This is a genomic window from Fodinicurvata sediminis DSM 21159, from assembly GCF_000420625.1.
In the GTDB taxonomy this organism is placed as follows: Bacteria; Pseudomonadota; Alphaproteobacteria; order Kiloniellales; family DSM-21159; genus Fodinicurvata; species Fodinicurvata sediminis.
In genome coordinates this window covers 96,620-116,626 of the sequence record NZ_ATVH01000015.1, presented here as the reverse complement: position 1 = coordinate 116,626, position 20,007 = coordinate 96,620, and the positions used below count along the sequence as shown (strand labels likewise).

The window sequence follows — 20,007 nt, the reverse complement described above, 5'->3', positions numbered from 1 at the left end:
GCAAGACAGATGGCACAGGCAGACAGCGAGCATCCCCTCTGGACCCCCAGCGCCGAACAGGTCCGGCAGTCCAACATCCAGGCCTTCCTGACCTATCTCGCCGCCAACGGTGGCCCCGAACTTGCCGACAGCAAGGCGCTCTACGACTGGTCCATCGAGAACATCGAGGATTTCTGGCTTGCGATCTGGGAATACTGCGAGGTCATCGGCGACGGCCCGGGCGAGCCTATCCTGCGCAACGGCAACCAGATGCCCGGCACCGAATTCTTTCCCAATGCCAGGCTGAATTTCGCGGAGAACCTTCTGCGCCGGCGTGATGAAGCCGATGCGATCGTTTTCCGCACGGAACAGGGCAAGACACGCCGCCTGAGCTTCCGCGAGATTCACGAGATCGTCTCGCGGCTTTCCCAGGCCCTGGCCGCCGAAGGCGTCGGGCCGGGCGACCGCGTGGCCGGCTTCCTGCCCAACATGCCGGAAACTGTCCTGGCCATGCTGGCCACCGCCAGTCTGGGGGCCGTCTGGTCCTCCTGCTCGCCGGACTTCGGACACCAGGGCGTGCTGGATCGCTTCGGCCAGATCGAACCCAAGGTGCTGTTCTGCCCCGACGGCTACTACTACAACGGCAAGACCCTGCCGGTGCTGGAACGCGTGCGCGACTTTGCCGCCGAGCTGCCGACGCTTTCGCGCATCGTCGTCTGCCCGCTGATCGGCGAGAGCGGCGGCGACACCGGCCTGGACAAGGGCATCTGGCTGGAGGATTTCCAAGCGCCTCACCAGGCCGGCGAGATCGCCTACCAGCGCATGGAGTTCAACGCGCCGCTCTACATCATGTTTTCCTCGGGCACCACGGGCAAACCCAAGTGCATCGTCCACGGCATCGGCGGCACGCTGCTGCAGCACCTGAAGGAGCACCAGCTGCACAGCGACATCAAGCCCGACGACCGGGTCTTCTACTTCACCACCTGCGGCTGGATGATGTGGAACTGGCAGATCAGCGCGCTGGCCTCCAGGGCCACACTGCTGCTCTATGACGGCTCGCCCTTCCACCCGGACGGCAACGTCCTGTTCGACTACATGGAGGCCGAGCGGGGCACGCTCTTCGGCACCTCGGCCAAGTACATCGACGCCCTCAAGAAGGCCGGCCTGTCCCCGCGCCAGACCCACGACCTCTCGGCGCTGCGGATGATGGCCTCCACCGGCTCGCCGCTGGTGGCCGAAAGTTTCGACTACGTCTATGAAGAGGTGAAGTCCGACCTCTGCCTGGCCTCCATTTCCGGTGGCACGGACATCGTGTCCTGCTTTGTGCTGGGCGATCCGACCCAGCCGGTCTGGCGCGGTGAGATACAGACGCGCGGCTTCGGCCTGGCCGTCCAGGTCTGGAACGAGCAGGGCCAGCCGGTGGTCGAGGAAAAGGGCGAGCTGGTCTGCGTGAAGCCCTTCCCCTGCATGCCGATCTATTTCTGGAACGATCCCGACGGCGAACGCTATCGCAAGGCCTACTTCACCCAGTTCCCGGGCGTGTGGTGCCATGGCGACTTCGTCAAGCTGAGCCGGCATGACGGCATCGTCGTCTATGGCCGCTCGGACGCGACCCTCAATCCCGGTGGCGTGCGCATCGGCACGGCGGAAATCTACCGCCAGGTGGAGAAACTGCCGGAGGTACTGGAATCCCTGGTGATCGGCCAGGAGTGGGACAACGACACCCGTGTCGTGCTCTTCGTGCGGCTGGCCCAAGGCGTGGACCTGGACGAGAGCCTGGTCGATCGCATCCGCAAGACCGTGCGGGAAGGCGCCAGCCCGCGCCACATGCCGGCCAGGGTGGTGCAGGTGAACGACATTCCGCGTACCAAGTCGGGCAAGATCGTTGAGCTGGCGGTGCGTGATATCGTGCACGGCCGCGAGATCAAGAACCGCGAGGCGCTCGCCAACCCCGGGGCGCTCGAGGAATACCGCGGCCGGCCGGAACTGCAGGAATGAAAGGTCATGCCCCTGTGAAGCGGGAGAAAGAAGGCAGGCGGCCTACCTGGCCACCTGTTCCAGGTTTCCGGCTTTGCTGCTTCAGGGGAAGGCTATCGGAAACGTCAAAGCCGGACCGAATGGTTCGCAAAAGCAGGTGTGGCTCAGCTGCATGGTTGGGAAGAAACGGGGGGCTGATCGAGCTTGGGGCACATCGAAAGTCGCTCTTCCCTGCAACGCCACACGATTGCAATATATGATAACTGCTATGGCTTGGGTTGTGACATGCCTGTGAAGATATACGTCTACAGCGTCCCTTCCGTGACACTGGCGCTTCACGACCCTCACAAACAAGATGATGGGAGAGCCCGAACATGACGCTGCGACCCATGTCCTCGTCCGATGGGGAAACTTCGGACAGTCGACCGTCCTTTGCCTTCACGGCGCCCTTGCGGCCAGAGGCAGAGAGCCTGGAAGGCTCCCTGATCCAGGAGGTCTGGGAAGCCGGTTTCGGGCGCGAGAACCTGATCGGACTCTGGGTTGGTGAAGGCGATCTGCCCACACCCGGCTTCATCTGCGAAGCCGCCATTGCCTCGCTCAGGGCCGGCAACACCTTCTACACGCCCAAGCGCGGCCTGCCGGAGCTGCGGGACAGCCTGGCCAGCTACCACAACCGCCTGCTTGGCACCGCGCTCTCGGCCGAGGACGTCACCGTCACGGCCTCTGGCATGTCCTCGGTCATGCTCTGCATGCAGACCCTGATCCGCCCTGGCGACCGGGTGGCCATCATCTCCCCGATCTGGCCCAACGTGGTCCAGGCCGTGAAGATCGCCGGCGGCCAGCCGGTGGAAGTGGGCCTGGACGCAAAGCCCGAGGGCGGCTTCGCCCTCAACCTGCAGAAACTGGCCCGCATCCTGGACAACGAGCGCCCCCGGGCCCTCTTCATCGCCACGCCGGGCAATCCGACCGGCTGGATGATGGAAAGTGACGAAATGCAGCAGGTGCTCTCGCTCTGCCGCGAGTACGGCATCTGGCTGTTGGCGGACGAGGTCTATCACCGCTTCACCTACGACCGGCCAGTAGCCCCCTCGTTCCTCAGCCTGGCACGCGCCGACGACCCCGTCATCGCCATACATTCCTTCTCCAAGGCCTGGGCCATGACAGGCTGGCGCATCGGCTGGCTGGTTCACCCTGCGGAGTTGGGCGACATCTTCGGGCGCCTGATCGAATACAGCACATCGGGCGGCCAGACCTTCCTGCAGGCCGGCGCGCTCACTGCCATCAATGACGGCGAGGATTTCGTGGCGGAAATGGTCCAGCGCTGCCGCGAAGGCGGAGAGATCGTCTATCAAGCACTGTCGGAGTTGGAACGCGTGCGCATTGCCCAACCTCAGGCCGCCTTCTACAGCTTCTTCGCCATCGACGGCATGCACGACAGTCTGGCCTTCTGTAAGGAGTTGCTCGAGGAAACCGGCGTCGGCCTGGCCCCCGGCGCCGCCTTCGGCAGCTCCGGCGAGGGCTTCGTGCGCCTCTGCTTCGCCAGCTCACCGGCCCGCATCAGCGAAGCCATGGACCGCATAAAGCCGTTGCTGAAGTAGCGAGGCTTCAGACGGGGCTGTCCTGCGCCACGCGGACCTGCCCGACCTCCTTGCCGACGACGTTCTTCACTGACTGGGTCAAGAGATCCGAGAGCTCTGCGCGGGCTGCGTCATCGATCAGGTTCAGCTTTTCCAGCACGCGGCCGGCCAGGACCTCGGCAGCGCGGGTGGTGCCGTCGTCGACCTTCAGGGCCGCGCCGATGCCCATTTCGGGTACGATGATTGAAAAGACGCCTTCTGCGCCGGTCTTGACCAGCACACGGCCTTTGGTGGCCTCCATCACGCGGGTACAGAAGCGCCCGCTGCCGGCCACCAGGAAGGGGTGGGCCGCCATGGCAGCACAGATGCGTTCGCAGGCCGCCTGGCGAGGCTCCGGCTGGTCCACCGGGTTGGCGAACTGGGCGAAGGCCAGCGCCACGTGGCTGAGCGGAATGGCGATCTGGGGAATGCCGCAGCCGTCGATGCCGCGCGGCGCATCGCGCAGCTCGCAGCCACTCATCATCTCCAGGATGCCCAGGATGCGCTGCTGCACCGGATGCTCGATACGGATATAGACCTGAAGCGGCGCGCCCAGATGAAGCGCCGTGGTCAGATAGCCGGCATGCTTGCCCGAGCAGTTGTTGTGCAGTGCGGTGGGACTCTCGCCTGCGCGCAGCAGGGCTTCGCTTGCCGCCACTCCCATGGGCTTGTGCGCACCGCATTCCAGGTCGGCCGCGGACAGGCCCATGCGGTCCAGCCAGGCGCCCGCCACCTCCACATGGCGCGGCTCGCCGTTGTGGCTGGCACAGGCCAGCGCGATCTCTTCCTCGCTACAGTCAAAGGCCTCGGCCGCTCCGCTTTCCACCAGGGCCAGCGCCTGCAGCTGCTTGATGGCCGAGCGCGGATAGACTTGGCGCTCGATGTCCCCGGCCGACAGCAGGACCTTGCCAGCCGCATCCACCACGGCAAGCGCGGCGCGATGGCGACTTTCCACCATGTCGCCGCGTGTCACCTCGACCAGAACGGGGTTGGCGGAAGCGGCAGCGGTCTGTGGACCAGGCGCGGACATGGAGGGACTGTTCCTTTCGCTTCAAGGGGACGTTCGTATCAAGTTGGAAACGGCATGAGCTGGTGAAATGGACCTTGCCGAAGACGGCCCGACTGTGCAAGTTCCACCCCCATGCGAGGATATTTCGGAATCGGTGTCGAGCGGATCAGCAAGTCCATGAACCTCGGCAGCCTGCAACGCTCGGCTCATGCCTTCGGCGCCAGCTTCTTCTTCACCGTCGCTGCCAACCTCAAGCAGCGGGAGGTTCGCCTGTCCGACACCTCGGACGCGGCCGAGCACCTGCCGATCTATCACTTTCCGGACAGCGACTCTCTGACCCTGCCGCGCAACTGCCGCCTGGTGGGAATCGAGCTGACCGACGATGCCATCGACCTGCCCAGCTTCCAGCACCCCGTGGCGGCGGCCTATATCCTGGGCCCGGAACGCGGTAGCCTGTCGCCGGAGATGCAGGAACGCTGCGACGCCGTGGTCAAGATTCCAACCCAGTTCTGTATCAATGTCGGTCTAGCCGGTGCCCTGGTGATGTACGACCGGGTGCGCGCGCTCGGCCGTTTCCCGCCGCGCCCGGCCAGCAGCCTGGCGCGCCCCGACCCGCTGGAGCCGCATGTCCACGGGCCCCAGAAGATCCGCAGCAAGAAATAGATCCGCACACCAACGGCGGCAGACGCGCCTTTCCGCCTAGCCTGCGGGCAGGCTCTCCATGCTCGTTTCCTCAGCAGCAGTGCAGACCTCAGACAGAGGCAGGTAGATTTCGAAGGTGGTGCCGTGATCCGGCAAGGTGCTCACCGTCACGGCCCCCTTGTGATCCAGGATGATGCCCAACAGGGCTGCCAGGCCCAGCCCGGTTCCCTCGCCCACCTGCTTGGTGGTGAAGTAGGGTTCGAAGATCTGCTGCAGGGTTTCCGCGTCCATGCCAGTGCCCTGGTCGGTGACCCGCAGGCGGGCATGCGGACCCGGTGCCAACAGCCCGATCCAGGTGCGATTGGCTTCCCCGGCTTGTCCGCTCTCGACCAGGCGGGTCGGCTCTTCGCGCGAACCGTAGTCCCGCAAGCCCTCGGCCCGCCCGCCGTCGATGCGCACTTCCTCCATGTCCAGGACGATCCGTCCCGGCTGCGCCTTCATGGCCTGGGCCGCATTGACGCAGAGATTGGCCAGCACCTGGTGCAGCTCGATCGCGTCCCCCTCGACTGGCAGCGGCCGCGTTGCCGTTTTCATCTCCAACTCCGCCGGCGCCAGGGTCACGCGCAGCCATTCCACCGTCTCGCTGGCCACCGCGCGTAGATCCAGGACCTGGTGCGCGGAGCTGTCACTGCGCGTGAAAGTCATGATCCGCCCTATCAGGGTCTGTCCCTTCTCGGCCGCCTTCAGGATGGCCTCCACATTGCGGCTGTTGGGCTCGTCCCGCGACAGGCTGTCCTTCAGCAGGTCGCCGTAACCCAGGATCACGCCGAGTATGTTGTTGAAGTCATGGGCGATGCCGGCGGCCATGCGCCCGACAGCGTCACGTTTCTGCGCCTCGTGAAAAAGACGGTCCGCCTTCTGGCGCTGCTCCTGCTGCTGTTCCGCCTCGTCCTGGCTTTCCTTCAAAGCGCCGGCAAGACCGTTGAAGCTGTCGGCCAGCTGCCCCAGTTCGTCGTCGCTCTCGATGGGAATGCGCGTTTCGAAGTCACCCGCCTGGATCCGCTTCATGCCTTCGGTCAGGCTGCCCAGGCTCTGGTGCACCGACAGCAGGATGGCCCGCAGCGCTATGGTAAAGGCCACGGTCGAGCCCAGCAGGGTAACGGCCATGATGGTCTCGCGGGGCTGGCCCGTCAGAGGCGAAACATCGGGCAGGAACAGCAGGTTCACCGATAGTGAGAGAATCGGCACCAGGATTCCAAGTGCAGCGATCAGGATCATCTTGCCGCCCAAGGTTGCCTGCCCCGGTGCCGCCGCCAGGCCATAGTCCCGGAAGAAATGGCGGCGCAGGTGCCGGACGTAATCCTGCAGCAGGAAATAGGCCGTATAGGGCAGCAGGACACACCAGGTGAAGGCGCGGGATACCAACAGCAGCACGCTGTCCCCGCTCAGGCTGACATCATGCAGCAGGACGGGGGTCACCAGGAAGGCACTGAGAGAAAAGAGAACGGTTACGGCCAGACACCAGTGTGTGGCGCGACGGGGCAGATGCTCCAGGGCCGCCAGGGCTTCGTCCGCCCTGCCCCGTCCGGCCAGGAAGGCACCGATCGGGCGATGGAGCCACCAGCCCCCCAACAGGTTCATGGCCACTAGAAAGACGCTGACCTCGGGCAGGCGATAGATAAGGGCCCCCGGCATGCCTGCCAGCAGGACGAAGGCCCCGGACAGCAGCAGGTCCAGGGCCGGCAGGCTCAAGAGGGCAAGATAATAGCGCAATGTCATCGCTGGAATACTAGCTGCCGGCAAGTGAAGAACTCCTTACCGACAGAAATCTTTCAGGTCTTCGCCGACACCCGGCTGGCGTGACGGCAAGCAGCCGGCCTCAATAGCGGATGAAAGGGTTGAGGAGCCGCCCGAAGGCCCCGGTCAGCTGAAGCGGTGCATCGGTCAGCACCAGGCAGAGACAGGGGTCGCCTGGCTCGGCAACGGGGCGATGATCGATTCCCGCATCGGCCACCTGCATGTCACCGCGGCCATAACGGCCATTTTCATCCCGATAGGCACCCTGAAGCACAAGCGTGTATTCGGTTCCCTTGTGGGTGTGCTTGGGCATCTTGGTATTCGGTGCGATCCACATCAGCCGCAGGCGCCACTGCTTACCGTCTTCCTCGCCGGCATCCAGGTCGGCCTCTTCCAGGCCATTGATCACACGCCGCCAGGACAGATCTTCCAGATCGCTGCGGATGTAGCGGCGCAGGGGCCGCGGCAGCAGGCTGTTCGCAGCGCCCTCCTCCTGGTCGTCCGCCGGCGATGTTCCTGCCTGCTCCTGGCGGGACTGCTCGCTTTCACGCTCCAGGCGCGCCAGGACATGCTGGAAACAATCCGAGCTGACGGGTTCCGGCTCCAGGTCTTCCAGCAGCAGGCCGCCGATAGAGTCATAGTCTTCCACATGACTGCGGCTTTCCGGGTCCAGGGCCAGATGCGTTTCGATCATGAGAGAGGCCGGTGCATTGAGCGCGCCGCGCGCATAATCGAAAAGCAGCTCTTCCGGTGCGTGATGAACCGGCATCGTCACTCTATCTCATCCTCCTTCAGGGCCTTGCGCAGCCGTCCAAGGGCCAGGCGCAGGCGTGATTTCACGGTCCCCAACGGCAACTCGCTTTCCAGGGCGATGGCACCGTGGGCCTTGTCCTCGAAATAGGCCATGCGGATCAAGTCCGCCTGTTCGGGCGGCAACTGATCCAGCGCGGTACGAATGCGCTCGCTATCCTCGCGCGCCTCGACCCGGCTGTCAGCGGACGGTTCCGCTTCCGGATGCAGGGCCGGATCCTCACTGTCTAGCTCGCCGCGCCGATCCCGCCGCAGCGAATCGATCCGCTTGTTTCGCGCGATCGTGAAGATCCAGGTGCTCACACCAGCCTGGGCGGGATCGAAGCTTGCCGCCTTGCGCCAGATCATGATCATGACCTCCTGGACCAGCTCCTCCGCCTGACCGTCATCGGCACCCAGGCGGATAAGGTAGGATTTCACCCGCGGTGCAAAGTGATCGAACAGCTCTGCGAATGCCGTCCGGTCGCCATGATCGGCCACCGCACGAATCAGGGCGGCATGGTGATCGCGGCGCATGACGGCAGAGGGGTCGGAAAGACTCATGCTGCCATGAAAATCTATTCCAGCCGCCGCTGCAACCGCCGGCTTGATCCCGTCCCGCACACACTCCGTCGGACGCTCCAGTAAATCGAGGCTCGCTTCCATGTCGGTTTCTACGTGGAGGCGACCGGCCTGGATCAATCGGGGCGGGGCGAAAATTTCATTTTTTACCCCAGACCGACAGGTCGTAAAAATCGCAGTTGATCGGCATTTTAGGCAAGATGCCTTGCAGGCTGCTTGAAATTTGGTTTCATTTTGGCAGGACGCTGAAAGGGCTTGCGCTCACGCGCCGAAGCATCCAAACCTTGGGGCAGGAATGTCCTGGTATATAAAGGCCAATAGACCGGAACAGGCATGATGATGATGATGACTGCGAGACTACGGAACAGCCTGCTCACCCTAGCCGCACTGGCCCTGGCGAGCGCCAGCCTTGCGAGCGGTGCCGCGGCCCAGTCGGTCAAGCGAATCGGAGATTATCGGGACTGGTCGGCCTACTCCACGACGGAAAACGGCAATCCGGTTTGCTTTGTTGCCAGCGTGCCGACAAAGTCCGAGGGCAACTACACCCGCCGCGGCAATGCCTTTGCCATCGTCACGCTCAGGCCCGCAGACAACCGTGATCCCGAAGTCTCCTTCATTGCCGGCTATACCTTTGAGGAGGACAGCGCGGTCGAGGTGACACTGGACGGCAATCAACAGTTCCGCTTCTTCACCCAGGATGACGCCGCCTGGCTGCCCAATGAGCCCAACGCCGATAACGAGATGATCGAGGCCATGAAGAACGGCCTGGAAATGGTGGTCAAGGGCACATCGAACCGCGGCACCCTCACCACGGATACCTATTCCCTGCGCGGCTTCACCGCATCGTATCAGGCCATGCAGAACACCTGCCCGAATTCCTGACAGCTGCCTTGCAGCCTGGAAGCCTTGAATGCTGGCCCCTTGAATGCAGGGCAGAGGAAGCGTAGGTAGAGCCCATGAACACTCGGCCTGAAACAGCTGCCCCAAGCGAAGGGGCCTCATTGTCCCCTGCGCGAAACCAGGCGGCTGAGGCTCTGCAGAAGGGCTCGGACATCGACGCAGTTCCGCGCGAACTGATCGGCCTGCCCTACGATCAGCTCGAGGCGGCCGTACTTGAACTGGGCGAGCCGAAATTCCGGGCCAAGCAGCTCTGGCACTGGCTCTATCATCGCGGTGCCACCGATTTTGCTGAGATGTCCTCGCTGTCCAAGGGATTTCGCGAGAAGCTGGTGCAGCACATGGCGGTAAGCCGTCCCGACGTAACCTCGCACCAGCTGTCCACCGACGGCACCCGGAAGTGGCTGCTGCGCTTCGCCGACGGCAACGAGGCCGAGATGGTCTTCATTCCCGAGGAAGACCGTGGCACGCTCTGCGTTTCCAGCCAGGTCGGCTGCACGCTGACCTGCAGCTTCTGCCATACCGGCACCCAGCGCCTGGTGCGCAACCTCAGCGCCGGCGAGGTGCTGGGACAGATCATGCTGGCGCGCGACACCCTGGACGAGTGGCCCTCGCCCAAGGAAGGCCGCAAGTTGACCAACATCGTCATGATGGGCATGGGCGAGCCGCTCTATAACTATGACAACGTGGCCACGGCCCTGAAAATCGCTACCGATTCCCATGGCCTGGCTTTCTCGCGCCGGCGCATCACGCTGTCCACCTCGGGCGTCGTGCCGATGATGCAACGCTGCGGCGAGGAGATCGGGGTGAACTTGGCCGTCTCCCTGCACGCCACGGACGACGAGACCCGCAACGAGTTGGTCCCGCTCAACAAGAAGTATCCGCTGGAACAGCTTCTGGACGCCTGCCGCAACTATCCCGGCGTTCACAACGCCCGGCGCATCACCTTCGAGTACGTGATGATCGACGGCGTGAATGATTCCCTCGAGGAAGCCGAGCGCCTGGCGGAGATCCTGAAGGATATTCCGGCCAAGATTAACCTGATCCCTTTCAACCCCTGGCCGGGCACGTCCTACGAGTGCTCATCGTGGAAAGCCATCGAGGCCTTCTCCGACCGCCTGGCCGCGCTCGGCTACTCCGCGCCGATCCGGATGCCACGCGGCCGCGATATCTTTGCCGCCTGTGGCCAGTTGAAGAGCGACAGCGAGAAGAAGCGTCGCTCACAGGTCATCCGGGAACAGAAAGAACAGGCGGCCGCCTCGGCTTCAGCCTGATCCTCCCGCTTTCTCCGCACTTCCGCGCTCACGCCGCCAGTTTCGGCAAGCTCGGGCGCCGTTTCAGTGCGGCATCGATCACGGCTTCCACATAGACACGCTCTTCACCGACCAGCGGCAGGCGCGGCGCACGCACATGCTCCGTGCCCAGGCCGACCTTGGCCTCGGCCAGCTTGATGTTCTGGACCAGCTTGGTCGAGACATCCAGTTCCAGCAGCGGCACGAACCAGCGGTAGATCTCGCGCGCCTCCTCGATGCGCCCGGCCTTGAACAGCTGATAGATGGCCACCGTTTCCGCGGGGAAGGCATCTACCAGGCCGGCGACCCAGCCATCCGCCCCCATCATCAGGGCCTCCAGCGCCAGGTTGTCGACCCCGCAGAAGATGCGGTAGCGGTCACCCAGGGCGTTGATGATGCGGGTGACCCGGCGCACGTCGTCGGAGGATTCCTTGATGGCGACGAAGCGATCGTTCTTCGCCAGTTCCGCGAACATCTCCACGCTGACGTCCACCTTGTAGGCGACGGGATTGTTGTAGACCATGATGGGCAGCTTCGAGGCATCCGCCACGGCGTGCAGGTGGGCCATGGTCTCGCGCGCATCCGAAACGTACTGCATGCCCGGCAGGACCATCAGGCCATCCAGGCCCTGGGCCTCGGCCCGGGCCGCAACGTCACAGGCTGTTTTCGTACGGCGCTCGGAAACGGTCAGCAGAACCGGCACACGGCCGCCGCTGACCTTCTGCGCCAGGGCTGCAATCTCCAGCTTCTCGTCGGGCTCCAGCGTGCTCGCCTCGCCCAGCGAGCCGCAGACGATCAGTCCGTCCACCCCGGCCTCCACCTGGGCTCGGAAGTTCTTCTCCATCTCGGCCATGTCGAGGCTTTCGTCGACATGGAACTTCGTGGTGACAGCCGGGAAAACACCGGTCCAGTCGCTTTTCATGCTTGTCTCCTCCCTCTATGCGGTTCTCTAGGGGTAGCGATTGTATACAATCAAATCAAGGAGAAAGCGCCGTCCCTGCCGCGCGTCCCTCCTATGCCTGTGCCGCACCCAGCGCCTGCTGCGACAGTTCCAGCAGGTAATCGATTAGGGCATGACTGGCGGACTCCGCCGCATCGGCCTGTCCTGCGGCAACGGCCTCGATCAATGCGCAGTGCAGGCCGGCCGCCTGCTGCAGGTGGCTGTCCACGCGGTGCAGGTACCAGAAACGGCGGCAATGGGCGTGGAGCGGCGTGGCGGCCGACGCGGCGAAGCGATTGCGCGCGGCCTCGATCAACAGGCTGTCGAAACGCTTGTCCGCACGCATGAAGCTTGCCGTATCCCCCGCACGCGCAGCCCGGCGCATGTCCTGGGCACAGTCCTGCATCGCACGGCTCTGCTGCGGCAGGGCGCGCCTGGCGGCGCTTGTCACCAGCAGGCTGTCCAGCGCGCGGCGCGTTTCCAGCAGGTTCAGGTGGTCGCTCAGGTGGATCTCGCTGATGAACAGGCCGCGGCGCGGCATCATCACCACCAGGTTGTCGCTGGCCAGCCGCTGCAGGGCCTGGCGCAGCGGCGTGCGCGAAACGCCCAGGGACTGGCTCAACTCCATTTCGGATATCACCTGCCCCGGATTCAGCTGCAGCGTGACGATCTGTTCCTCCAGCAGGCGATAGGCGCGCTCGGCCAGGCTCTCCGTCTTGCCGGAGTTGCCCGTGACAGCCTGACCCGCGCCTGCCGATTCCGCCCCAACCGCCGCCATGTCAGCTGTATCTCCAGTAGAAATTCTAACTCTCACAAGCTACTAGCCGATTTCTGCCCGGGAAAACAGGGAAATAAGGAACGGTAAAAGCGAGCCCTACCGGGACAGTCCCTCCAGGGCGGTAAAAGCCTCTTGCCTTTGCTGAACTCCAACAAGCGATGGAAGTCGCAATTCCCGCCTCTCATAAGGTTGATAGCTTAACCTTGGTTGCTCTTACCTTCTATCGAATTTCTTTGATTTTCAGAAGGTTCCGCGCATACTTCCACATGCAATAGTCAGCAAAGAAAGCCTTAACATGCAATTGCGGCGACTCTTGGCGCCAACAGATTTCTCTACTCGTTCCGAGCTTTCGGTAAATCGCGCGGCCTTGCTTTGCAGGCATTTCAATGCCGAGCTTCAATTGCTGCACGTAGTTGACGACGATCAACCAGCCAGTGTCGTCGATCAGGAAACCCAACAAGCGAGATCATTTCTTGAGGGCATGGCAGCAGAAGTCTCTGCTGGACTGGATATCCCTCCCAAAGCCATCGTCAAGGCCGGCGATCCGTTCCAAGAAATTGTCCGGATAGCGTCGGACAACGGTGCTGACCTCATTGCGATGGGCGCACACCGGAAACGAATCCTGCGCGATGTTTTTGTTGGCACTACAATTGAACGCGTTATGCGTACAGGCAACCATCCGGTGCTGATGGTCAACAGCGAGCTCGAAAGCCCCTATCGCCGTATCCTGGTGGCCACCGACATGTCCGATGCTTCGGCAAATGCATTAAGAACTGCGAAAGCACTCGGCTTTCTTGATGAGGCTACCGTCTCACTCATCCATGCATTCGAGCCGTTGGCAAGGGGCATGATGATCCATGCAAACATTGATCGTGAGAAAATCGAAGAGCATATAGTCCAGGAACTTTCCAGAACGCGCCAGAAGATTGCTGACTTCATTTCCAAGAACGAACTCGGCGACCTGCAATACGATCTGCGCCTGGAAGATGGCCCAACTTTCCAGTCCATCAAGTCTGCAATCGACAAAGAACAACCTGACCTGCTTATCATTGGTACGCGTGGCCTATCTGGCGCAAAGCGCATCCTTCTCGGAAGCATTGCCGATGCTGTTCTAAGGGAAGTGGAGTGCGATATTCTGGCTGTTCCTCCACGACCAAAATGAACGCTTGGGCCACACGCCCCACAAACGGAACTCTCAGGTCAAGCGATCAAAGAGGGATCCGTTCCAATGTCACCAGACTCACGCAAGCCCGCCGACAAAGCCACTCAGGTCGTCCTGGCGCACCAGGGACAGCCGCACCCGGCCGCGGCAGCCGCGGGCCTTGCAGGGCGTCTCCTGCTCCAGTTCGGCAATCGTCAGGAAGTCCCGCTCCGGCGACACGCAGATGACCGCGCGTGTCAGGTAGTGCGTATGCCCGCACCGCCGGCAGCGCGCCTCCAGCTTCTGCGCGTCGGCCAGGTCGCCGACACGGATGTTCTCCTTCCAGCCGCTCACCAGAAGTCCTCCGCCGAGGGCACACGCGTATAGCTGATCTTTCCACCTACATGGCCGCCCTTGGGCGGGTTCCAGTGGCCCAGGCTGACCACGGTGCCGGCATAGCGGGCGTTCAGTTCGTCGATGGCCCGGCTGATGTCCTCCCAGCGCTGTCGGGCCCGGTCGTCGCGCAGCAGCAGGTCAAGCTGCCGTTCGCCAGCCGGCGACAGGTCATAGAGCGTCACGCCCACACGAAAGATCATCACGCCCCGTGGATAGGCCTGTTCCACCCGCTTCCAGAGTCCGGCCAGGGCGGAGAGGATGGCCTGGTCGTCGCGCACCACGGGCAGGTCCGTCTTGGCGAGCCAGGGGCCGCTTCGGGTCGACAGCCAGAGCCAGAGCCCGCCGGCATAGTAGTTCTCGCGCCTCAGGCGGCGCGCCGCCTTGGTGAGCAGAAGGCGGGAGATCTCGCGCGCGGCCGAGATCGTGCGCGAGCCCGGCGGCAGAACGCGGCCGTGGCCGAACATGCCGCGCGCGGCCGGCTGGGCCTGGATGTCATAGCCGTGCAGCGCGTACCACAGGCGCTCACCGGTCACATTGCCCCACAGCTTGCGCATCTGCTTGGGCTGCAGGGCATAGAGCTCTTCCGTGGTGAAGACGTCGGCGCGCTGAAGCCGGGCCCTCATGTTGCTGCCGACGCCCGGGATGTCGTTGAGCGGTACCGAGAACAGCGGATCCGGCATGTCGTTGGGATGCCAGATGGCAAGCCCATCGCCATAGCGGCCGTTGCCGTGCTTGCCTTCCTTGCAGGCGATCTTCGCCAGCTGCCGGTTGGCCGCAAAGCCGATGGAACAGGTAATCCAGGGCCCGATGTTGTCCCGGATCGCGGCCTTGATCCGGCGGGACAGGTCGATCGGATCCTCCCGGTCGGCCTGGTCGAGGCGACAGGTCAGCTCGTCGATGGACTTGGCCGCGTCGATGGGAATGACGGTCTCGATCTCCGAGAGCAGGGCATTGTGGGCCCGGCGGTACAGGTCCGGCTTCTGCGGCACCAACACAAGGCCGGGAGAGCACCGCCTGGCTTCCCGCACCGGCATGACATTCTTGACGCCCTGCGCCTTGGCTTCCCGTGAACAGGCGATCACCGTCGTCTGGTCGGTGCCATCGAAGGGCACGATACCCACGGGCCGGCCACGCAGGCGCCTGTCCGCCTGCTGCTCGACGGCCGCAAAGAAGCCGTCGAAATCCAGGTAGAGCCGCTCGATGGTCTCCGGTTTGCGCATGATGCTCTCTCCATGAATAGGAACAAATAGAGAACATTCATGTGCGCCCTTGAGTCAAGAGCTTCTCGTCAAGGCGCAGAACGCCGGGCGCCTGGCGGCGAGATACCCTGCATGGCCGCAAACGCCGCCGCCTGCTGTATCTCTGCGTGCGACATAATTTCAGACACCATGTGTGAGCTGCTGAGCTGCGTGTCACAGCACACCTCATAGGTAGGGATCTGATTCCCCGCCCTCTTGACGCCCGTCGATTGCAAGATGGAGACGTGCGCGACAAGGGCCGTGACCGGCCTACAGTTCAGTTGCTACTGCGCGCTTTCCAGTGCCTGGAGATAGGCATCCCGATCCGGCTTGTGCTTCAGCGCATCAGCCGGGTCATGCCGGCGGAATCGTAAATGTCACCGATCAGATCGTAGCAGGGCCCCCTTCGAAGGTTCGAGCGGGAGAAAGGCTCGACCGGGACCACCTACCCCTCACCCTTCGGCTGCGGCATGACGCCGGGCCCCTTGGCCAGGCGGTTCATGGCCAGGAAGGCCAGCACCGTGGCGATCGCCGACAGCACGGCTGCAATGGTGGAGATCGTGCGGTCGGGCGACAGGATGGTGACCAGCGCGATCACGATCAGCACCAGGCGCACACCCCAGTTGGTCATGTCGTTCTGGGAAAAGCGCCCCTGAAAGGCCAGGCTGAGCGCCAGGGTGGCCGCCACCACCAGCAGAAAGGCGGGGATCTGCGCCAGTCCGGGCACGGCCACCAGGTCCGGCTTTGTGAAGAGCGCGGCCATCATCACCATCAAGGGCATACAGAGCAGCAGCGCATACATCATCGTTCGGACAAAGGGCGCTTCGGCAATCCGCGAAGTCACGGCCGCCACCACCGAAGTGGGGGGCGAAAGCTCGCCGAACACGGCCACGAAAAAGGCGAAGAAATGCACCACCCAAGGGTCCATGCCCGCCTTGATCATGAAGGGGGCGATAACTACGGCGGTGATGATATAGGTCGGCGCCACCGGCAGGCCCATGCCCACCACATAGCCGAAGGCAAAGGCCACCAGGCCCATGACGGCCAGATTGACCCCCGCACCCTCCATCAGGATCACGCCCACCTTGGTCGGCACGCCGGTGATGGTGAAACTGGCCGTCAGAATGCCCAGCGTAGCGAGCAGGATCGTCAGATCCGCCGTGATGTTCGAAAAGGCCTCGACCAGCTTCAGGAAGGGGTGGCTGACCGTCTTGACCGAGAAATCACGCCGTCGGAACAGCCGGATGACGAAGGCCGCGGTCAACGCCACGAACAGCCCCAGGAAAATGTTCTGGGCCGAACTCATGGCCGCGTGGCGTTCGATCCCCATCAGGTAGATCAACCCCGCCACGGCCAGGAAATAGCTGGCGATGTTCGCCTTGTCCATGAAGCTCATGGGCCCGACATCGGGCACCACCGCGCGGTGCTGGTAGCGCATGCCCAACAGGTAGACCGCAAAGGCCACCCCGATGAAATAGACGATGGCCGGCACGAAGCCGCGGGCCACCACCTCGAAATAGCTCTCGCGCAGGTACTCCGCCATCAGGAAGGCGGCAATGCCCATCAGCGGCGGCATCAGCTGTCCGCCCAGGGACGACGCGGTCTCCACCGCCGCGGCCGTGGTGCGCGGGAAACCAGCCTTGATCAGGGCGGGAATCGTCGCCGTGCCGGTGGTCGCCGCGTTCGCCGCACCGGAGCCCGAAACGGCGGCCACGCCAAACGAACCGATCATGGCGGCCTGCGGCAACAGCCTGGGGGAGCGCGCCGCGATCCGCTCGGAGGCGCGCAGAATGGAATCGATACAGCCGAAGGCGCGCAGCACGGCCAGGACCAGGATGAACGAGCCGATGAGCGTCAGGCCCAGCTGGGCCAGCCGTTCGAAGACACCGGTGGACATTTCGACGCTGACGGCACCCACGACGCGGCGCACAGACATGCCCGGATGGTGGAAGGTCCCCGGCACCAGATAGCCGAAAACGGTATAGAGCAGCAGGATGATGTTGATGACGAACAGCGCGAAATAGCGCCGGCGGGCATATTCCAGAATCAGCAGCGCCATGCCACCACCCACGGCCAAGTCATGGTTGTTCCAGATACCGATTCGATAGATGCGGATATTGTCGAATTCGGTAACGAGGTAATAGACCGAATAGAGGCTGAAAAGAATGTAGGCGAGCGCAAAGAACCAGGGGATGACCGGCCCCAGCGCGGGATAGAGCCCCCCTTTTCTCAGGTCGTTCAGATAGACGATACAGACCGCGATGGGCACGGCCGAGACGGCCAGCAGAGTCGGCCCGCCGATGCCGGCCATGTAATAGCGAAAGAGATAGGCAAAGAAGCCTACGCTGAAGGCGTAGAACAGAATATCCGCGGCCAGACGCAGACGCGCCTCGAGCGGGGTTTGCGGGGTCCGCTCGACGTCTTCCGCAGGAAGAATCTCAGCCATTATGTGCTCGCAAATTGACGGGGGACTGGCGAAGAGCGACGCCGCCGCGGCAGACCGCGACGGCGTCGGGACTCAGGCGCGAAAATCGCCTGTCATGTCAGTCCATGCTGGCGATACGGCCATCCCAGTCCGCATTCCAGGCATCGTTCTCGCGCAGGAACTTGGCCAGGCCCGGATGGATCGGAATGGTCTCGCCCGCCGAGCGGATGCCGCGCAGCTGCATCTCGATCATGTCGTCGCGGACCTGCGAGAAGCTGGGATCGGATTCGGCCAGTTCCTCGGCATTCTCCTCGATGGTGACCAGCATCTCGTAGACCTCGTCCTCGGAGAAGTTGGTGCCTACGTGGAAGCCATAAAAGAAAGGGACCAAAATGGCCGGCTTGGCGACCTGGTCGTCGAAGACGCTGGCCGGAACTTCCACCGTTCCGATCCCCGCCTCGTCCAGCATGTCCAGTTCTTCGCTGCTGGGATTCAGGGCGTCCATGTCAGCCGACATCATGGCTTCCTGAATCCAGGGCGAGGGGCTGGTCTCGCCGGCGGTATAGATGATCATGGCCTCGATCGTGCCGTCCTCCAGCGACTGGCCAGCCAGGCCGGTATCCAGTTCGACGTACTCGTGTTCGACGCCGGCCGCCCGCATGGCACGCTCAAGCGCCGCGCGGGTGTCCCAGGGAGCCGGGCTGGTGAAGACCGGCTTGCCGTTCAGGTCCTGCCAGGACTGGAGCTCGTCCGTGTCATCCGCAAGGACGCCGAGGCCGACCTCAAGGGTATAGGCCCAGAAGGACTGGGTCATTTGCTGCTCGTGCTCCTGGTCGGCGAAACCTTCATAACGGCCGCCGTTGTTGGCGATCTCGTGGAAAGCCACGTCGGCGCCGTAGTAGCCGTCGAACTGTCCGCCGGCGAAGCCACGCACCGAAGCCGCCGCACCCGGCGTCGGCATGACGGTGATATCGAGCGTGTCCATCTGGTTGTTCAGCATGTTGGCCAGGCTTGTCAGGGCCCGGAAGCCGGAGGAGCCGGTGGACGAGGTTGCCCAGCGCACCTCTGTCTTGTCCTGGGCACTGGCCGAATCGATCGTGGCCGTGCTGGCCAGACCGAGGGTCATTGCGCCCGCGGCGACGGATAGCATCAGGTGTTTCATTGTCATTCCTCCCTGTGTGTTACTGCCAATAGCAGGGTGCCGATCATACCGACTCCCGCGTCACAGTCAAAACTGGAGTGCCAAAAAGTGCAGATTCTAGTGGTGCGCACGTTAATTCAGGACAATCAATCGACGTCCATTCCTGCGCTGCAGGCCCCTGTCAGTGCGATTCCCACAGGCTTTGATGCTTTACGTGCCTTGAGAGTCACGGCCCTCTGGCGGCAAACTGAACCAAACCCGCCTCTCAAGGAAAACCCATGACACAAAGCCATATGGAATGCTGCCAACTCATGGAGTTCGGTCAGCCCCTCGAAACCCGCACGCACCCCCTGCCGAAACCGCAGGGCGAAGAAGTGCTGCTGCGGGTCACCGGTGCCGGAGTCTGTCATTCGGATCTGCACATCGTGGAGGGCGGCTATGACCTGGGTCAGGGCCGCAGCCTCTCGTTCCGCGAACGCATCCACTTTCCCCTGACGCTGGGCCACGAAACGGCCGGGGAAGTGGTGGCCCTGGGCCCCGAAGCCAAGGATGTGGCACCTGGCGATTCGGTCCTGGCCTACCCCTGGATCGGCTGCGGCCAGTGCGGTGTCTGCCGGGCTGGCCAGGAAAACCTCTGTCTGCAACCCGATTTCATCGGCGTCAATCGCGACGGCGGCTATGCCGACCATATCCTGGTGCCCGCCTCGCGCCACCTTGTCGATATCCACGGCCTGGATCCGGCCCGGGCGGCCCCACTGACCTGTTCCGGACTGACCACGTACAGCGCGCTGAGGAAGTTCGGTGCACGGCTCGAAACGGCGCCCACGGTCATCATGGGCGCCGGCGGCCTGGGGCTGATGGCCCTGGCTCTGATGCAGCGCATGGGCGCGGCCGGTGCCGTGGTGGTCGAACCCGACGCCAGGCGGCGGCAGGCCGCACTGGATGCCGGCGCCCAGGCGGCCCTGGACCCCAATGACGAGAACGCCGCGGACGCCATCCGCACGGCGGTGGACAGCCAGGTGCTCTCGGTGCTGGACCTGGTGGGCAGCACGGCGTCCCTGACCTTGGCACTGGACCTTCTGGACAAGGGCGGACAGGTGGTGGTGGTCGGCCTGATGGGCGGGGACATCAACCTGCCCATTCCCTATCTGCCCATGCGCGCACTCAGCATCTGCGGCAGCTACAACGGCAACCTTTCCGAGTTGCAGGAACTCGTGGAACTGGTCCGGCAAACGGGCCTGCCGGAATTGCCCGTGGAATGCCGCCCCCTGCACGAAGCCCAGGCCGCCCTGGAAGAGCTGCGCAGCGGCCAGGTGGTCGGCCGCCTCGTCCTGACGCCGGGCGAAGGCGGATGACCACCGCCCTCGC

Annotated in this window: 17 protein-coding genes; 7 read left to right on the top strand and 10 right to left on the bottom strand. The window is 63.5% G+C overall.

Annotated features, from left to right (window positions below; all coding sequences use genetic code 11):
• Positions 1–9: 9 nt before the first annotated feature.
• Positions 10–1,977: an acetoacetate--CoA ligase gene (locus G502_RS0111000; RefSeq protein ID WP_022728719.1), complete on the top strand. Its 1,968-nt coding sequence runs from the start codon at positions 10–12 to the stop codon at positions 1,975–1,977.
• A gap of 353 nt (positions 1,978–2,330) precedes the next feature.
• On the top strand, positions 2,331–3,554 hold the full coding sequence (locus G502_RS19800; protein WP_022728718.1) for a pyridoxal phosphate-dependent aminotransferase: 1,224 nt from the start codon (positions 2,331–2,333) through the stop codon (positions 3,552–3,554).
• Between the two features lie 7 nt (positions 3,555–3,561).
• Here the strand turns inward: G502_RS19800 and G502_RS0110990 are convergent, their stop codons facing one another.
• A complete protein-coding gene (locus tag G502_RS0110990; RefSeq protein ID WP_022728717.1) occupies positions 3,562–4,602 on the bottom strand; it encodes an asparaginase in 1,041 nt (346 codons plus the stop codon).
• A gap of 111 nt (positions 4,603–4,713) precedes the next feature.
• Here G502_RS0110990 and G502_RS19795 point away from each other — a divergent pair, with 111 nt between their 5' ends.
• On the top strand, positions 4,714–5,244 hold the full coding sequence (locus G502_RS19795) for an RNA methyltransferase (RefSeq protein ID WP_022728716.1): 531 nt from the start codon (positions 4,714–4,716) through the stop codon (positions 5,242–5,244).
• A 36-nt stretch (positions 5,245–5,280) separates the two neighbouring features.
• Here the strand turns inward: G502_RS19795 and G502_RS21495 are convergent, their stop codons facing one another.
• From G502_RS21495 to G502_RS0110970, 3 genes are all read right to left on the bottom strand, one after another.
• Complete coding sequence (locus G502_RS21495) at positions 5,281–7,026, bottom strand: sensor histidine kinase (RefSeq protein WP_155957842.1); 1,746 nt, start codon at positions 7,024–7,026, stop codon at positions 5,281–5,283.
• Positions 7,027–7,102: 76 nt separating this feature from the next.
• Positions 7,103–7,789, bottom strand: coding sequence for a ChrR family anti-sigma-E factor (locus tag G502_RS0110975; RefSeq protein WP_022728714.1), 687 nt, complete (start codon positions 7,787–7,789; stop codon positions 7,103–7,105).
• Between the two features lie 2 nt (positions 7,790–7,791).
• The gene (locus G502_RS0110970) at positions 7,792–8,475 is read right to left on the bottom strand and encodes a sigma-70 family RNA polymerase sigma factor (RefSeq protein ID WP_281170029.1); all 684 of its coding nucleotides are present in this window, start codon (positions 8,473–8,475) and stop codon (positions 7,792–7,794) included.
• 261 nt (positions 8,476–8,736) lie between these two features.
• On the opposite strand from G502_RS0110970, the gene G502_RS0110965 reads away from it, so the two are divergent.
• Together G502_RS0110965 and rlmN are read left to right on the top strand one after the other, a co-directional pair.
• A complete protein-coding gene (locus G502_RS0110965; RefSeq protein WP_026989355.1) occupies positions 8,737–9,273 on the top strand; it encodes an invasion associated locus B family protein in 537 nt (178 codons plus the stop codon).
• 119 nt (positions 9,274–9,392) lie between these two features.
• Positions 9,393–10,562, top strand: coding sequence for a dual-specificity RNA methyltransferase RlmN (gene rlmN, locus G502_RS19785; RefSeq protein ID WP_022728711.1), 1,170 nt, complete (start codon positions 9,393–9,395; stop codon positions 10,560–10,562).
• A gap of 28 nt (positions 10,563–10,590) precedes the next feature.
• On the opposite strand, the gene G502_RS0110955 is transcribed toward rlmN, so the two are convergent.
• Entirely contained in the window at positions 10,591–11,502 is a 912-nt protein-coding gene (locus G502_RS0110955; protein WP_022728710.1) for a dihydrodipicolinate synthase family protein, read from the bottom strand.
• 91 nt (positions 11,503–11,593) lie between these two features.
• Positions 11,594–12,298: a GntR family transcriptional regulator gene (locus G502_RS19780; RefSeq protein ID WP_022728709.1), complete on the bottom strand. Its 705-nt coding sequence runs from the start codon at positions 12,296–12,298 to the stop codon at positions 11,594–11,596.
• Positions 12,299–12,593: 295 nt separating this feature from the next.
• On the opposite strand from G502_RS19780, the gene G502_RS0110945 reads away from it, so the two are divergent.
• Positions 12,594–13,460, top strand: a complete 867-nt coding sequence (locus tag G502_RS0110945; protein ID WP_022728708.1) for a universal stress protein — start codon at positions 12,594–12,596, stop codon at positions 13,458–13,460.
• Positions 13,461–13,538: 78 nt separating this feature from the next.
• Here G502_RS0110945 and G502_RS0110940 read toward each other — a convergent pair whose 3' ends face one another.
• The 4 genes from G502_RS0110940 to G502_RS0110920 all read right to left on the bottom strand — a co-directional run bounded on the left by G502_RS0110940 (position 13,539) and on the right by G502_RS0110920 (position 18,660).
• Positions 13,539–13,793 carry a hypothetical protein gene (locus G502_RS0110940; protein ID WP_022728707.1) on the bottom strand — a complete coding sequence of 85 codons (255 nt, stop codon included), beginning with the start codon at positions 13,791–13,793 and terminating at the stop codon, positions 13,539–13,541.
• Positions 13,790–15,055: a Y-family DNA polymerase gene (locus tag G502_RS0110935; RefSeq protein ID WP_022728706.1), complete on the bottom strand. Its 1,266-nt coding sequence runs from the start codon at positions 15,053–15,055 to the stop codon at positions 13,790–13,792. The genes G502_RS0110940 and G502_RS0110935 overlap by 4 nt, the downstream gene beginning before the upstream one ends.
• A gap of 463 nt (positions 15,056–15,518) precedes the next feature.
• On the bottom strand, positions 15,519–17,519 hold the full coding sequence (locus G502_RS19775) for a TRAP transporter permease (protein ID WP_022728704.1): 2,001 nt from the start codon (positions 17,517–17,519) through the stop codon (positions 15,519–15,521).
• Between the two features lie 97 nt (positions 17,520–17,616).
• On the bottom strand, positions 17,617–18,660 hold the full coding sequence (locus G502_RS0110920; RefSeq protein WP_022728703.1) for a TAXI family TRAP transporter solute-binding subunit: 1,044 nt from the start codon (positions 18,658–18,660) through the stop codon (positions 17,617–17,619).
• 257 nt (positions 18,661–18,917) lie between these two features.
• On the opposite strand from G502_RS0110920, the gene G502_RS0110915 reads away from it, so the two are divergent.
• Positions 18,918–19,994: an alcohol dehydrogenase gene (locus tag G502_RS0110915; RefSeq protein ID WP_022728702.1), complete on the top strand. Its 1,077-nt coding sequence runs from the start codon at positions 18,918–18,920 to the stop codon at positions 19,992–19,994.
• Positions 19,995–20,007: the final 13 nt, after the last annotated feature.